General features: G+C 61.0%; 13 protein-coding genes. 5 read left to right on the top strand and 8 right to left on the bottom strand.

The window, feature by feature from the left end:
- The 7 genes from FEM01_RS05300 to acs all read right to left on the bottom strand — a co-directional run bounded on the left by FEM01_RS05300 (position 1) and on the right by acs (position 8,236).
- A complete protein-coding gene (locus FEM01_RS05300) occupies positions 1 to 1,221 on the bottom strand; it encodes an aspartate aminotransferase family protein (RefSeq protein ID WP_138218249.1) in 1,221 nt (406 codons plus the stop codon).
- A gap of 342 nt (positions 1,222 to 1,563) precedes the next feature.
- Positions 1,564 to 2,544, bottom strand: a complete 981-nt coding sequence (gene argR, locus FEM01_RS05310; protein WP_138218250.1) for a transcriptional regulator ArgR — start codon at positions 2,542 to 2,544, stop codon at positions 1,564 to 1,566.
- 104 nt (positions 2,545 to 2,648) lie between these two features.
- Complete coding sequence (locus tag FEM01_RS05315; RefSeq protein ID WP_138218251.1) at positions 2,649 to 3,413, bottom strand: ABC transporter ATP-binding protein; 765 nt, start codon at positions 3,411 to 3,413, stop codon at positions 2,649 to 2,651.
- Positions 3,414 to 3,435: 22 nt separating this feature from the next.
- Entirely contained in the window at positions 3,436 to 4,134 is a 699-nt protein-coding gene (locus tag FEM01_RS05320) for an ABC transporter permease (RefSeq protein WP_138218252.1), read from the bottom strand.
- Positions 4,131 to 4,820: an ABC transporter permease gene (locus tag FEM01_RS05325; RefSeq protein WP_138218253.1), complete on the bottom strand. Its 690-nt coding sequence runs from the start codon at positions 4,818 to 4,820 to the stop codon at positions 4,131 to 4,133. The genes FEM01_RS05320 and FEM01_RS05325 overlap by 4 nt, the downstream gene beginning before the upstream one ends.
- A 92-nt stretch (positions 4,821 to 4,912) precedes the next feature.
- Entirely contained in the window at positions 4,913 to 5,698 is a 786-nt protein-coding gene (locus tag FEM01_RS05330; protein WP_138218254.1) for an ABC transporter substrate-binding protein, read from the bottom strand.
- Positions 5,699 to 6,274: 576 nt separating this feature from the next.
- Positions 6,275 to 8,236 (bottom strand): acetate--CoA ligase, encoded by a 1,962-nt coding sequence (gene acs, locus FEM01_RS05335; protein WP_138218255.1) that lies wholly within the window; start codon positions 8,234 to 8,236, stop codon positions 6,275 to 6,277.
- A gap of 406 nt (positions 8,237 to 8,642) precedes the next feature.
- Between acs and FEM01_RS05340 the strand changes: the two genes are divergently transcribed.
- The gene (locus FEM01_RS05340) at positions 8,643 to 8,897 is read left to right on the top strand and encodes a DUF2790 domain-containing protein (protein ID WP_138218256.1); all 255 of its coding nucleotides are present in this window, start codon (positions 8,643 to 8,645) and stop codon (positions 8,895 to 8,897) included.
- A gap of 95 nt (positions 8,898 to 8,992) precedes the next feature.
- Here the strand turns inward: FEM01_RS05340 and FEM01_RS05345 are convergent, their stop codons facing one another.
- Positions 8,993 to 10,552 carry a sigma-54-dependent transcriptional regulator gene (locus FEM01_RS05345; protein WP_138218257.1) on the bottom strand — a complete coding sequence of 520 codons (1,560 nt, stop codon included), beginning with the start codon at positions 10,550 to 10,552 and terminating at the stop codon, positions 8,993 to 8,995.
- Between the two features lie 256 nt (positions 10,553 to 10,808).
- Between FEM01_RS05345 and phhA the strand changes: the two genes are divergently transcribed.
- The 4 genes from phhA (at position 10,809) to FEM01_RS05360 (ending at position 13,652) form a co-directional block, all read left to right on the top strand.
- Positions 10,809 to 11,597 (top strand): phenylalanine 4-monooxygenase, encoded by a 789-nt coding sequence (gene phhA / locus FEM01_RS05350; protein WP_138218258.1) that lies wholly within the window; start codon positions 10,809 to 10,811, stop codon positions 11,595 to 11,597.
- A 39-nt stretch (positions 11,598 to 11,636) separates the two neighbouring features.
- Entirely contained in the window at positions 11,637 to 11,993 is a 357-nt protein-coding gene (locus tag FEM01_RS05355; RefSeq protein ID WP_138218259.1) for a 4a-hydroxytetrahydrobiopterin dehydratase, read from the top strand.
- 242 nt (positions 11,994 to 12,235) lie between these two features.
- The gene (locus FEM01_RS24485) at positions 12,236 to 12,364 is read left to right on the top strand and encodes a hypothetical protein (RefSeq protein ID WP_276610515.1); all 129 of its coding nucleotides are present in this window, start codon (positions 12,236 to 12,238) and stop codon (positions 12,362 to 12,364) included.
- Between the two features lie 97 nt (positions 12,365 to 12,461).
- Positions 12,462 to 13,652 carry an MFS transporter gene (locus FEM01_RS05360; RefSeq protein ID WP_138218260.1) on the top strand — a complete coding sequence of 397 codons (1,191 nt, stop codon included), beginning with the start codon at positions 12,462 to 12,464 and terminating at the stop codon, positions 13,650 to 13,652.
- The last annotated feature ends 295 nt before the right edge of the window (positions 13,653 to 13,947 follow it).

Here is a 13,947-nt window from a genome sequence, read left to right on the forward strand (position 1 = left end):
TCAGGCCTTGATCAGTTGCGCCACGGCGCGCTCGAAACGGTCCATGCCTTCGTCGATGTCGGCATCCTCGATCACCAGGCTCGGGGCGAAACGCACCACGTCAGGGCCTGCCTGCAGCACCATGACGCCTTCTTTTTCAGCCGCGTTGAGCACGTCCTTGGCCTTGCCCTTCCAGGCCTCGCTCAGCACGCAGCCGATCAGCAAGCCCACGCCGCGCACCAAGCTGAACAGGCCGGTATCCTGGCCGATCTTCTCGAGACGGGTCTTGAAACGCGCGTGCTTGGCCTTGATGCCCGCCAGGGTCTCGGGGGTGTTGATCACGTCCAGCACCGCACACGCCACCGCGCAGCCCAGCGGGTTGCCGCCATAGGTGGTGCCGTGGGTGCCGACGGCCAGGTGCTTGGCAAGCTCGCTGGTGGTCAGCATCGCGCCGATCGGGAAACCGCCGCCCAGGCTCTTGGCGCTGGTCAGGATATCCGGGGTCACGCCGTAGTGCTGGTAGGCATACAGCGAGCCGGTGCGGCCAACGCCGGTCTGCACTTCATCGAAGATCAGTAGGGCATTGTGCTCGTCACACAGCTTGCGCGCGCCTTCCAGGTAGGCCTTATCAGCCGGCACCACGCCGCTCTCACCCTGGATCGGCTCAATCACCACAGCGCAGGTCTTGTCGGAAATCTGTGCCTTGAGCGCTTCCAGGTCGTTGTATGGCACGTGGCTGATGCCGGTGATCTTCGGGCCGAAACCGTCAGAGTACTTCGGCTGGCCACCCACGCTCACGGTGAACAGGGTGCGGCCGTGGAAGCTGTTGACGGTGGCGATGATCTCGTTTTTTTCCGCACCGAAACGGTCGTGGGCCACGCGACGGGCCAGCTTGAAGGCCGCTTCGTTGGACTCGGCGCCGGAGTTGCAGAAGAACGCCCGGTCAGCGAAGGTCGCGTCCACCAGCTTGTGCGCCAGGCGCAGTGCCGGCTCGTTGGTGAACACATTAGAGACGTGCCAGAGGGTGTTGGCCTGCTCGGTCAGGGCCTTGACCAACGCCGGATGGCAGTGACCCAGCGCGTTGACGGCGATGCCGCCGGCAAAGTCGATCAGCTCGCGACCCGACTGGTCCCATACTCGGGAACCCTCGCCTCGCACAGGAATGAAGGCCGCCGGAGAATAATTGGGGACCATCACCTGGTCGAAATCGGCACGTTGCACCGGGGCTTGCTCAACGGACATCTGAGTCTCCTGAAGAGGAACGCTGGTCTGGAAGTGGCCAGCGATGGGGGGATTGTAAGGACTGATCGGCGCCTGTCCTTGCTGCCAGGCGACAACTTGTTACAGCGCCAAACCCTGTTTTAACAAGGCTTTCGGCAATGCGACAAACAGTGTCGCAATCGCGCAGTGTAAAGGGAGACAGGGGCTGGGTGAACGGGTGTTCACATAAGAAAGGATGTTACCTGTCCCGGCCCTTTCGCGGGTAAGCCCGCTCCCACAGGGACCGCACAGGTTTCAAATGCTGTGCAGGTCCAGTGGGAGCGGGCTTGCCCGCGAAAAGGGCCAGCACAAGCAATAAAGAAATCAGCCCTTTTCGGCAGGCGCCGAACTCAGCTCGAACGGGCTGCTGCTGCGCCGCTGGTTGCGGTCTTCACGCGGGGTGGCGCCAAAGAAGTTGCGGTAGGCGCTGGAGAAATGCGGCCCGGACGAGAATCCGCACGACAAGCCGATCTGGATGATCGACTTGCTGGTCTGCATCAGCATCTGCCGCGCCTTGTTCAGGCGCAGCTCCAGGTAATACTGACTCGGCACGCGGCTCAGGTACTGCTTGAAGATGCGCTCCAGCTGACGCCGCGAGACGCACACGTGCTGGGCGATTTCATCCGTGGTCAAAGGCTCTTCGATATTGGCCTCCATCAGCAGCACGGCCTGGGTGAGCTTGGGATGGCTAGAACCTAGACGGTTTTGCAGCGGAATACGTTGCCGCTCGCCCCCTTCACGAATGCGCTCGACCACCAGCTCCTCGGACACCGCGCCCGCCAGCTCCGCACCATGGTCGCGGGCCAGCACCGCCAGCAGCAGGTCGGTCAGTGCCATGCCGCCGCAGGCCGTCAGGCGGTCACGATCCCAGTCGAACAGGTGACTGGTAGCGATCACTTTGGGGAAGCGCTCGGCGAAATCGTCCTGCCAGCGCCAATGAACTGCGGCCCGGTAGCCATCGAGCAAACCCAATGCAGCCAGTGGATACACGCCAGCCGACAAGCCGCCGATCATGCAGCCACCCCGGGCCAGTTGCTTGAGCGCCGCAGACAACGCCGCACCTACCGCGGCAGGCGGCTCATCCGCCATCAGAAAGAGCTTATGGCAACCTTCCAGGCGCCCATTCCAGGCCTCGCCCGGCAAGCGCCAGGCGCCCTCCTGAGCCGCTTCGGCGTGCAGGAATACCTGCTCGTAGACCACATCCGGATGCACCCGCTGAGCCACCAGCAACACTTCTTCGGCCAACGCCAGGGTCAGCGGCCGCGTGCTGGGCCAGATGAGAAATCCGATTCGCTGGGTGGTCATAGGGCGTGGTCCGAAACCTGAAAGAAGGTGGTGCGCGCCTGTGGCGCAGGAAGCAGGCTACGTGCACCACGCAGCATGCCCCATTCTGGTGCAAAAGTGCAGCTTTACTTCAGGCTGCCCGAGAGGAACTGCTTGAGCCGCTCCGACTGCGGATTGACCAGCACTTCGCGCGGGCAGCCACGCTCCTCCACCAACCCTTTGTGCAGGAACACCAGCTGGTTGGAAACCTCGCGGGCAAAGCCCATCTCATGGGTAACCACGACCATGGTGCGACCCTCCTGGGCCAGCGACTGCATCACCTTGAGCACATCGCCTACCAGCTCCGGGTCGAGCGCCGAGGTGGGTTCATCGAACAGCATCACCTCAGGCTCCATGGCCAAGGCGCGGGCGATTGCCACGCGCTGCTGCTCGCCCCCCGACATATGCCCCGGGAAAGCGTCCTTGCGATGGGCCACACCCACCTTGGCCAGGTAGTGTTCAGCCTTTTCCAGGGCCTCTTTCTTGTTCACGCCCAGCACGTGAACCGGTGCCTCGATGATGTTCTCAAGGGCCGTCATGTGCGACCACAGGTTGAAGTGCTGGAACACCATCGACAGGCGCGAACGCATGCGCTGCAGCTGCTTCGGGTCGGCAGCCCTGAGCGCGCCATCCTTGCCAGCCACCAGTTTGAGTTCTTCGTTATTGAGCAGGATCTTGCCGCCGTGGGGCTGCTCGAGCAGGTTGATGCAGCGCAGGAAGGTGGACTTGCCCGAGCCGCTGGAGCCGATGATGCTGATCACATCGCCCGCCTTGGCCTCGAGGGAGACGCCCTTGAGGACCTCGTGGCTGCCGTAGCGCTTGTGCAGGTCCTGGATTTGAAGTTTGTACATGCTGTCGGTTCTCACAGAGCGGTCAGTGCTTGCGCGGCGCCAGGTAGCCGAGCCAGCGGCGTTCGGCCATCTTGAACAGGCGTACGAGGATGAAGGTCAGGCACAGGTAGAACACGCCTGCCGTGATGTAGGCCTCGAAAGGCAGGTAGTACTGGGCATTGACCGTGCGTGCGGCACCGGTGATATCGATCAGGGTGACGATCGACGCCAGGCTGGTGGTCTGCAACATCATGATCACCTCGTTGCTGTACTGCGGCAGCGCACGGCGCAGCGCCGAGGGCAGCAGGATGCGGCGGTACATCTTCATGCGCGACATGCCAATCGCCTTGGCCGCCTCGATCTCACCGTGCGGCGTGGCCTTGAGGCTGCCGGCGATGATCTCGGCGGTGTAGGCACTGGTATTGATGGCGAACGCAAGGCAAGCGCAGAAGGTCGCACTGGACAGCCACGGCCACAGGACGCTCTCGCGCACCGCCTCGAACTGAGCCAGGCCGTAGTAGATCAGGAACAATTGCACCAGCATCGGCGTGCCACGGATCACGTAGGTGTAGAGCCAGGCGCTCATATTCACCAGCGGCTGTTTCGACACTCGCATCAAGCCCAGCGGAATCGCCGCCAGCAGGCCAAAGAACAGCGACAGCGCCAGCAATTTGAGGGTGGTCAGCAGGCCGCCCACGTACAGCGGCATGGCCTCCCAGATCACGTTGTAGTCGAAAATCATAGCTCAGCCACCTTGACGCCAACCGAGTAGCGCTTCTCGAGGTACTTCAGCGCCAGCAGCGAGACACTGGTGAGCACCAGGTACAACGCAGCCACCGCCAGGAAGAAGGTGAAGGGTTCGCGGGTGGCGTCGGCAGCCTGCTTGGCCTTGAACATCATATCTTGCAGGCCCACCACCGAAATCAGAGCCGTGGCCTTGGTCAGTACCAGCCAGTTGTTGGTGAAACCTGGAATCGCCAGACGGATCATCTGCGGCACCATGATTCGGAAGAACACCTGCACCCCGCTCATGCCATACGCCGCACCGGCCTCGGCCTGGCCCTTGGGAATCCCCAGGAAGGCGCCACGGAAGGTTTCCGAAAGATAGGCACCGAAAATGAAGCCCAACGTACCGATACCGGCCGCCATCGGGTTCAGGTCGATGTAGTCGTCATAGCCAACCAGCGGCGCGACCCGGTTGATGATGTCCTGGCCACCGTAGAAGATCAGCAGGATCAGTACCAGGTCCGGGATGCCACGGATCACCGTGGAGTACAGATCCCCCAGCCAGGCCAGCCAACGCACCGGCGACAAACGCAGCGCCACGCCGATCAGGCCGAGGACGATGGCCAGGGCCATCGACGACAGGGCGAGCTGCAGCGTCAGCCACGCCCCGTCGAGGATGACTGCCCCATAGCCTTTCAACATGATTGGAATTCCTCAGGGCTTGGGAATGAAAAAATGGTGCAAACCTCAGCGATCCTGCTGTTTGCACCATTGCACAGGTGAGACTCGACGGCTTACTTGGATTCCGGACCGTAGATATCGAAGTTGAAGTACTTCTTCTCGATTGCCTGGTATTTGCCGTTAGCGCGGATGGCGTCGATCGCGGCGTTGATACGCTCGGCGTTAGCCTTGTCGCCCTTGCGCACAGCGATACCCACACCGTCGCCGAAGTATTTCACGTCGGTGAACGCCGGACCGACGAAGGCGAAGCCTTTGCCGGCATCGGTTTTCAGGAAACCGTCTTCGAGCAGGGTCGCATCAGCCACGGTGCCGTCCAGGCGACCGGCAGCGACATCCAGGTAGATTTCGTTCTGCGTGCCATACGGCACGACAGTAGCGCCTTTGGGGGCCAGCACTTCCTTGGCGAAGCGGTCATGGATCGAGCCGCGCTGTACGCCAATCTTCTTGCCCTTGAGCTCATCGAGGCTATCGCTGACCACAGCGCCTTCCTTCATGACCAGGCGCGCTGGGGTGAGGTAGTAGCGCTTGGTGAAATCGACGGATTTCTTGCGGTCTTCGGTGATCGACATCGACGACAGGATCGCGTCGATCTTGCGCACTTTCAGCGCCGGGATCAGGCCGTCGAACTCCTGTTCGACCCAGGTGCACTTGGCTTTCATCTCTTCGCACAGGGCGTTGCCGATGTCGTAGTCGAACCCAGCAATACTGCCATCAGGCTGCTTGAAGGCGAAGGGTGGGTAAGCAGCCTCGATACCGATCTTCAACGGCTTTTCATCGGCCTGCGATACCAGGGAAAACATGGAAAGCGCCAGGGCGCCAAACAGTGCGAGCTTCTTCATCAGGTAACTCCATCGGTACGGGGCAATACGAGGCAGTTGTAACGGCTGCCCGCTATGCGAATGGGTACAACGCGAGCCGCGCAGGTTTCGACCAAGGTCGCAGACCACGAGCGAGTGAGTGGCATTCTAACGACAGCCCTTTAGTCGATATTTCTTCAAAGCGACAACTAGTTATAGAAGCGCCTGAAACCGCGGCGGGCGATGTTGACAGCCCTTGCAAATTATGCAAGAGCAAAAGGAAAATAACCTTTATCCAAAGCAATAAGCGGGCCCATTATTCGCAAACCCTTGAATTCCGGCAAGTCCAGCGTGTCACCTCAGGTAAAAAGACGACGAAAACGCCCCGGTTTGGCGCATGAGTGTTTCCACAAGCCCCAGCATTGTGCGAAAGCTCCGACAACATCAGTTACCGATGAATGTCGGAGTAACAGTTCCCTCCTCCCTTGAGTAAAGCAAAAACCCCGCCGGTTGCCCGGCGGGGTTTTCATTAGGCGGCTTCACATAGCCGGTGCGATGTCTGTCAGGGCAGATCTGGCCCTAACGCCGCTCGCACGCCACCGACACGGCTTACCTCGATCAAGCCGACGCCAGGCTCATGGCCTTGTGGGTGTCGATCAGGTGCTGCACCACACCCGGATCAGCCAACGTGGAGATATCACCCAGTGCGTCGTATTCGCCGGTGGCGATCTTGCGCAGGATACGTCGCATGATCTTGCCCGAACGCGTCTTCGGCAATCCCGGGGCCCACTGGATCACGTCCGGCGAGGCAATCGGGCCGATTTCCTTGCGCACCCAGTTCTTCAGTTCCAGGCGCAGCTGCTCACTCGGCTCTTCGCCTGCATTGAGGGTGACGTACACATAGATACCCTGCCCCTTGATGTCGTGCGGCACGCCCACCACCGCCGCCTCGGCGACTTTCGAGTGGGCGACCATGGCGCTTTCGATCTCGGCGGTCCCCATACGGTGGCCCGAGACGTTGAGCACATCGTCCACCCGGCCTGTGATCCAGTAGTAGCCGTCTTCGTCGCGACGCGCACCGTCACCGGTGAAGTACATGCCGCGGAAGGTCTTGAAGTAGGTATCGACGAAGCGGTCGTGGTCGCCGTACAGCGAACGCGACTGGCCCGGCCAGGAGTCGAGGATCACCAAGTTGCCTTCCGCGGCGCCATCGATCAGGTTACCCAGGTTGTCCACCAGTGCCGGCACCACGCCGAAGAACGGACGCGTGGCTGAGCCAGGCTTGAGCGCCGTGGCACCCGGCAGCGGGCTGATCAGGATGCCGCCGGTTTCAGTCTGCCACCAGGTATCGACGATCGGGCAACGCTCCTTGCCCACGGCCTTGTTGTACCAGTTCCAGGCTTCCGGGTTGATCGGCTCACCTACCGAACCCAGCAGACGCAGGCTGGAACCGTCGGCACCGGCCACCGCAGCCTGGCCTTCAGCCATCATGGCGCGAATGGCGGTGGGGGCGGTGTAGAGGATGTTGACCTTGTGTTTGTCGATGATCTTCGACACACGAGTGATGTCCGGGTAGTTAGGCACGCCTTCGAACAGCAAGGTGGTCGCACCATTGGCCAGCGGGCCATACACGATATAGCTGTGGCCGGTGACCCAACCCACATCCGCGGTGCACCAGTACACCTCGCCCGGGCGATAGTCGAAGACCCGCTCATGGGTCAGTGCGGCATACACCAGATAACCGCCAGTGGTGTGCAACACCCCCTTGGGCTTGCCGGTGGAACCGGAAGTGTAAAGGATAAACAGCGCTTCTTCGGCCCCCATTTCCTTCGGCGCGCAGTGGCTGGAGGCGACCTTCATCAGGTCTTCGTACCAGATGTCGCGATGCTGGTGCCAGGCGATGTCGCCACCGGTGCGCTTGCACACGATGATCTTCTGCACGCTATTGGTTTCAGGGTTGGTCAGGGCCAGGTCGACATTGGCCTTGAGCGGCGTGCGGCGACCACCGCGCACCCCTTCGTCGGCGGTGATCACCACCTTGGATTTGCAGTCGATGATGCGCCCAGCCAGGGCCTCGGGAGAAAAACCACCGAACACGACCGAGTGGATCGCGCCAATACGGGCGCACGCCAGCATGGCGACGACGGCCTCAGGGATCATTGGCATGTAGATGGTCACCACATCGCCACGGTGCACGTCCTGGCCACGCAAGGCGTTGGCGAACTTGCAGACCTGCTCGTGAAGTTCGCGGTAGGTGATGTTGCGGTGCTCGGAAGGGTCATCGCCTTCCCAGATGATCGCCAACTGGTCGCCGCGCGTTTCGAGGTGACGATCCAGGCAGTTTGAGGAAACGTTCAGAGTGCCATCGGCGAACCACTTGATATCGACATGATGGTCGTCGAACGAGGTCTGCTTGACCTTGGTGAAAGGCTTGATCCAGTCCAGACGCTGGGCTTGCTCGCGCCAGAATCCGTCCGGGTTGATCACCGATTGCTGGTACATGGCCTTGTAGGTGGCCTCGTCGGTCAGGGTACTGGCCGCAACCTCGGGACGAACGGGATACAGTGGAGCCGCACTCATCTGTGTTACCTCGGTGTAATAGTTGTTTTTGTATGGGACCGTTTGTAACTGTACCAGAGCGTCATAGGCCATTCGACGTTGGTAGTAACACGACCGACTGCACCCCCAGGAAAATGGAACGACCGCTCTAGGTCATGGCATACAGCCACTTCCACAAAGACCGCTTTACTGTCGAGCGGTGATTGTTACAGATTCCGCCAACAGTCTTTATCAAAACCCGCTCTGTTTCAGGCGCGCCAGCGCCCCTAAAATTCATCTCGCCAGCAACGGCAATGCGATTAACTTCCGCTAACACCCCCACGCAGGCAAGTTAATCGGCAGTTCATTCAGAACATTGAAACTCGTTGTACTCGCGGCGCCACAAGCGCCGCGTGCCCCCTTACGACCTTAGACAGGTAAATTGAAAATGAAAGCTTTACTGGTATTGGTACTTGGCAGTCTTTGCGGCGCGGCAATGGCCGGCGAGGCAAAAGATGCCGAGCAGATTCCGGTCGAACAGTACAGTTACGCGCAGCACTTGGATATCGCCCGCGTCATTTCCATGAGCGAAGTTCCGAATGTCTGCGAAGTGGTGCCCGCGCGCATGACCTACGAGGACTCCAAGGGCCAGAAGCACATTCTCGAATACCGCGTCATGGGTAACGGTTGCTCCAACGGTTGATTCGCCCAACCCCATCGCCAGACCGGCCTGCACCACGACAATCATGTGGCCGCAGGCCGGCCCTTGAGATCCGCTCGACACGTGAACTTTCTATTTCACTGCGCCGACTTGCCCACGGCATAATCACGTAACTTATTGGCAATCGTCGTGTGTGAAACACCTAATCTTTTGCCCAGCGCCCGACTACTTGGAAAGTCATTCAGCAAACGTTCCAACACCGCTTTTTCAAAGCGCCCGACAATCTGCGCAAGATCGCCCTCCAGGGAAAATTCACCCAACGGCTGACGTGCACCATAATCTGGCAGACGAATATGCTCCGCCTTCACCACGCCGCCTTCGCATAATGAAACGGCCTGGAATAATACATTTTCCAATTGCCGTACATTGCCTGGCCAATGATAGTGCGCCAACTTGTCCATCGCCGTGGGTAACAAGCGCGGCATTGCACAACCGATCTGCCGACTGGCTTGGTCGAGGAAGTGCTGTACCAGCCCATCCAGCCCATCCATGCACTCACGCAACGGCGGAATGTGCAACGACAGCACGTTTAAACGGTGATACAGGTCCTGGCGGAACTCGCCGCGCGCGCACAATTCGGACAGGTCGACCTGGGTCGCGCAAATCACCCGCACATCCAGGTACACCTCCTCGTCGCTGCCGACCCGCCTGAAGCATCCATCCTGGAGAAAACGCAGCAATTTCACCTGCAAGCGAGGGCTCATCTCGCCAACCCCATCGAGGAACAAGGTGCCCCCGGCAGTCAGCTCCAGCAACCCGAGCTTGCCCTCGGCCCGTGCCCCCTCGAAGGCACCTGGGCCGTAGCCGAACAGCTCGGTTTCGGCCATCGACTCGGGCAAGCCCGCGCAATTGAGGGCCATCAACGGCGCCTGGCCACGCGGGCTGGCCAGGTGACAGGCACGCGCCAGCAGTTCCTTGCCAGTACCCGTTTCGCCCTCGATCAACAGCGGCGCGTCCAGCGGCGCCATGCGCCGCGCCTCGCGCACCACCGCGGCCATGACCCGCGAGCTTTGAAAGATACTGTCAAAGCCCCGCAGTTCCTGCTTGCGTACGTTATAGATGCGCTCGCCAATACGGTCGGCGCGGTGCAGGGTCAGTACCGCGCCTGCCAATGCCTCGCTGTCATCGTGCTCCGATTGCAGCGGAGCAATGTCGGCCAGGAACACATCGCCCTTGACCTTGATGCGCAGCCCATTGATGCGCGACTGGTTAGCCCGCACCAACTCTGGCAGGTCAAAATCCTCGACATAGCGTGACAGCGGCAACCCCGGCACCTCATCCACGCGCACCCCGAGCAACTGCGCAGCCGTCCGGTTGGCGGCGACGATACTGCCCCCCATATCGACCGACAGCACCGGGAAATCCAGCGCCCCCAACAACGCGTTGAGCTCCATGTGCCGCCGCTCACTGGGCATCAGCCCGACCCGCTTGACCCCGAACACCCCGGCGATGGACTCGAACTTCGGCCGCAGCGCCTGGAACTGCAAGTTGATCAAGTTCGGGCAATGCAGGTAGATGGCATTGCCATGGTCGCCGCCGACTTCGCCACGCAGCACGTTGATACCGTACTCGACCAACAGGTTGAGGATGTCGCGCAGAATGCCGATGCGGTTCTGGCAATGCACTTTGATACGCATGGAAAACCCCAGGAGCGCGGGAAGTTTCGCTTCGTCACGCAGAAAAGTCGTAAAGATAAGCTGACAAAAACCCCACGACAGCCAGCCTCAGGCACCCGATTTTCCGCGACATCGCGATTTTTGTAAAATAAACGTTACAAAAACAGCGATCGCGCCGCCGTTTACCTCAGCCTCTCCCCCCTGCAAAGCTGCTCTGGCCGGGATATTTCTAGGGCATGTTCCACTCATAACAAGAAGCCCTCACCTGGAGAGCCACATGAAACAGACGCACTACGTGGCACGCGAGCCCGATGCGCACGGCTTTATCGACTACCCCGAGCAAGAGCATAGGGTATGGAACACCCTGATCACCCGTCAGATGAAGGTCATCGAAGGCCGGGCGTGCCAGGAATATCTCGACGGCATCGAGCAGCTCAAGCTGCCACATGAGCGCATCCCGCAGTTGGGCGAGATCAACAAAGTGCTGGGCGCCACGACCGGGTGGCAGGTCGCCCGGGTGCCGGCGCTGATCCCGTTCCAGACGTTCTTCGAGCTGCTGGCCAGCAAGCGCTTCCCGGTGGCCACCTTCATCCGCACACCGCAGGAGCTGGACTACCTGCAAGAGCCCGACATCTTCCACGAGATCTTCGGCCACTGCCCGCTGCTGACCAACCCATTCTTCGCCGAATTCACCCACACCTACGGCAAGCTTGGCCTGGCCGCGAGCAAGGAACAGCGCGTGTTCCTGGCACGCTTGTACTGGATGACCATCGAATTTGGCCTGATGGACACCGCCCAGGGCCGCAAGATCTATGGCGGCGGCATCCTTTCCTCGCCCAAGGAGACGGTCTACAGCCTGTCCGGCGAGCCTGAGTACCAGGCCTTCGACCCCATCGAGGCCATGCGCACGCCATACCGTATCGATATCCTGCAGCCTGTGTACTTCGTGCTACCCAACCTCAAGCGCCTGTTCGACCTGGCTCACGAGGACATCGCAGGCATGGTCCAACAGGCCATGCAGTTGGGGCTACACGCCCCGAAGTTTCCCCCGAAGGCGGCGGCGTGAGCCGCCCTTGTCGATAACAATTCAAACCGGAAAATCACCATGAATGCCTTGAACCAAGCCCACTGCGAAGCCTGCCGCGCCGACGCGCCGAAGGTTACCGATGAAGAGCTGGCGGAGCTGATCCGCGAGATCCCGGACTGGAGCATCGAAGTACGCGACGGCCACATGGAGCTTGAGCGTGTGTTCCTGTTCAAGAACTTCAAGCACGCCCTGGCCTTCACCAACGCCGTCGGCGACATCGCCGAGGCCGAAGGCCATCATCCAGGCTTGCTGACCGAATGGGGCAAGGTCACCGTTACCTGGTGGAGCCACTCGATCAAGGGCCTGCACCGCAACGACTTCATCATGTGCGCACGCACCGATGAGGTGGCGAAAGGCGCAGAAGGCCGCAAATAGGTCCGTACCACGTGGATGGCACCGGCTTCGCCGGTGCTCGCGGTACCCGCAAGTGCCTTGCTTGCGCCCAGACTATCAATACACTCACGACCTCCTCCCCGTCCGATATCCGCACGCAAAACCGACAGACGTGCCGGAAAATTTTCAAACTGTCATCCGCACTGCGGTATCCTGCCCCAGCTTTTCGAAGCCCTCACGCGCCAAGCGCAGCCTTCTCACTCACACTTGCGAGGAACGACGAGATGCATGAAATCCCGAATCTTCCCTTCCCAAGCCTGAACCCCGAAGAGCAATCCGTTGCTGCCCACGCCGAACCGACGCCTGCCGTCGAACCTGGCAGCGACGATCAATCCAGCGCCGACCAGGACTAACCGCGCCCATCGACAGTGTGAAAACGGCTGGCTTGTGGGAACCTCCCCGTCATCGCGTTTTCACACCGTCCAGACCCTCTGCCCACCGAAGGCCCCCATGCCCGATTCACCGCGCCCCCTTGCGGTCACCCTGCAAGTCGTCTCCATCGTTCTGTTCACCTTCATCGGCTACCTGAACATCGGCATTCCCCTCGCCGTCCTGCCAGGCTATGTACACAACCAACTGGGCTTCAGCGCCGTAATCGCGGGCCTGGTGATCAGTGTGCAGTACCTCGCCACCCTGCTCAGCCGCCCGACCGCCAGCCGCATCATCGACAACCTCGGCAGCAAAAAGGCGGTCATGTGGGGTTTGGCCGGCTGCGGCCTGAGCGGCGTATTCATGCTGGCCTGCAACTTCCTCACGGCCTGGCCTTGGCTGAGCCTTGCGTGCCTGCTGATCGGTCGCCTGGTGCTAGGCAGCGCTGAAAGCTTGGTGGGCTCGGGCTCGATCGGCTGGGGCATTGGCCGGGTTGGCGCGAACAATACCGCCAAGGTCATCTCTTGGAACGGCATTGCCAGCTACGGCGCACTGGCCATCGGCGCGCCGCTGGGCGTACTGATGGTCAAGAACCTCGGGATGTGGAGCATGGGCGTGAGCATCATCCTGCTCGGCGTGCTGGGGGTGTTGCTGGCCTGGCCCAAGCGCGCCGCCCCGGTGGTGGCTGGCGTGCGTCTGCCGTTCCTGCGGGTATTGGGCAAAGTCTTCCCACATGGGTCGGGGCTGGCCCTGGGCTCGATCGGCTTCGGTACAATCGCCACATTCATCACCCTGTACTACACCAGTCGCAACTGGCCGAACGCAGCTCTGACCCTGAGCCTGTTCGGCGCTAGCTTCATTTGCGCGCGGCTGATGTTCGGCAACCTGATCAACCGTATTGGCGGCTTTCGCGTGGCCATCGCCTGCCTGTCGGTGGAGACGCTGGGGCTGCTGATGCTGTGGTTGGCGCCCAACCCGCACCTGGCCTTGGCCGGTGCGGCATTGAGCGGGTTCGGCTTCTCGCTGGTGTTCCCCGCACTGGGGGTCGAGGCGGTAAATCAAGTGTCGGCGGCCAACCGGGGCGCGGCGGTGGGCGCGTACTCGCTGTTCATCGACCTGTCGTTGGGGATCACCGGCCCACTGGTGGGCGCGGTGGCAGCGGGGTTCGGGTTCGCTTCGATGTTTTTGTTTGCAGCAGCGGCGGCGGCGTGTGGATTGGTGTTGAGTTTGTATCTGTACCGGCAGGCACGGCGACTGCGCCAGAACAGCTGATCTGCTCGAATCTGCGCCAGCCTCTTCGCGGGTAAACCGGGGCGCCGAACCGCCGCTCTCACAGGTACAGCGCAAGCTTGAGACCCTGCGCAATCCTGTGGGAGCGGGCTTGCCCGCGAACACCGGCAAAGCCGGTGCCATACACCGAGTCGCCTGCTTCGCGGTGGTCCGGCACTCCGGCAAGCCCGCTCCCACAGGGTACGCGGAGCGCTTGCGAAATCAGTTCTCTGCGCGACAGCGCAGCCCAAAGGGCTGGGTGATCTCCTACAGGTACAGCGCTGGATTCAGGTTTCGC

Origin of the sequence: Pseudomonas mosselii, from assembly GCF_005796105.1 — a bacterium.
GTDB classification, from domain to species: domain Bacteria; phylum Pseudomonadota; class Gammaproteobacteria; order Pseudomonadales; family Pseudomonadaceae; genus Aquipseudomonas; species Aquipseudomonas mosselii_C.

What these genes read in the sequence shown, in the direction of transcription:
- FEM01_RS05330 (WP_138218254.1), bottom strand. Translation starts at nt 5,698, where the DNA reads ATGAAGAAGCTCGCACTGTTTGGCGCCCTGGCGCTTTCCATGTTTTCC.
- phhA (WP_138218258.1), top strand. Translation starts at nt 10,809, where the DNA reads ATGAAACAGACGCACTACGTGGCACGCGAGCCCGATGCGCACGGCTTT.
- FEM01_RS05315 (WP_138218251.1), bottom strand. Translation starts at nt 3,413, where the DNA reads ATGTACAAACTTCAAATCCAGGACCTGCACAAGCGCTACGGCAGCCAC.
- FEM01_RS05355 (WP_138218259.1), top strand. Translation starts at nt 11,637, where the DNA reads ATGAATGCCTTGAACCAAGCCCACTGCGAAGCCTGCCGCGCCGACGCG.
- argR (WP_138218250.1), bottom strand. Translation starts at nt 2,544, where the DNA reads ATGACCACCCAGCGAATCGGATTTCTCATCTGGCCCAGCACGCGGCCG.
- FEM01_RS05340 (WP_138218256.1), top strand. Translation starts at nt 8,643, where the DNA reads ATGAAAGCTTTACTGGTATTGGTACTTGGCAGTCTTTGCGGCGCGGCA.
- FEM01_RS05300 (WP_138218249.1), bottom strand. Translation starts at nt 1,221, where the DNA reads ATGTCCGTTGAGCAAGCCCCGGTGCAACGTGCCGATTTCGACCAGGTG.
- FEM01_RS05345 (WP_138218257.1), bottom strand. Translation starts at nt 10,552, where the DNA reads ATGCGTATCAAAGTGCATTGCCAGAACCGCATCGGCATTCTGCGCGAC.
- FEM01_RS05325 (WP_138218253.1), bottom strand. Translation starts at nt 4,820, where the DNA reads ATGTTGAAAGGCTATGGGGCAGTCATCCTCGACGGGGCGTGGCTGACG.
- FEM01_RS05360 (WP_138218260.1), top strand. Translation starts at nt 12,462, where the DNA reads ATGCCCGATTCACCGCGCCCCCTTGCGGTCACCCTGCAAGTCGTCTCC.
- FEM01_RS05320 (WP_138218252.1), bottom strand. Translation starts at nt 4,134, where the DNA reads ATGATTTTCGACTACAACGTGATCTGGGAGGCCATGCCGCTGTACGTG.
- FEM01_RS24485 (WP_276610515.1), top strand. Translation starts at nt 12,236, where the DNA reads ATGCATGAAATCCCGAATCTTCCCTTCCCAAGCCTGAACCCCGAAGAG.
- acs (WP_138218255.1), bottom strand. Translation starts at nt 8,236, where the DNA reads ATGAGTGCGGCTCCACTGTATCCCGTTCGTCCCGAGGTTGCGGCCAGT.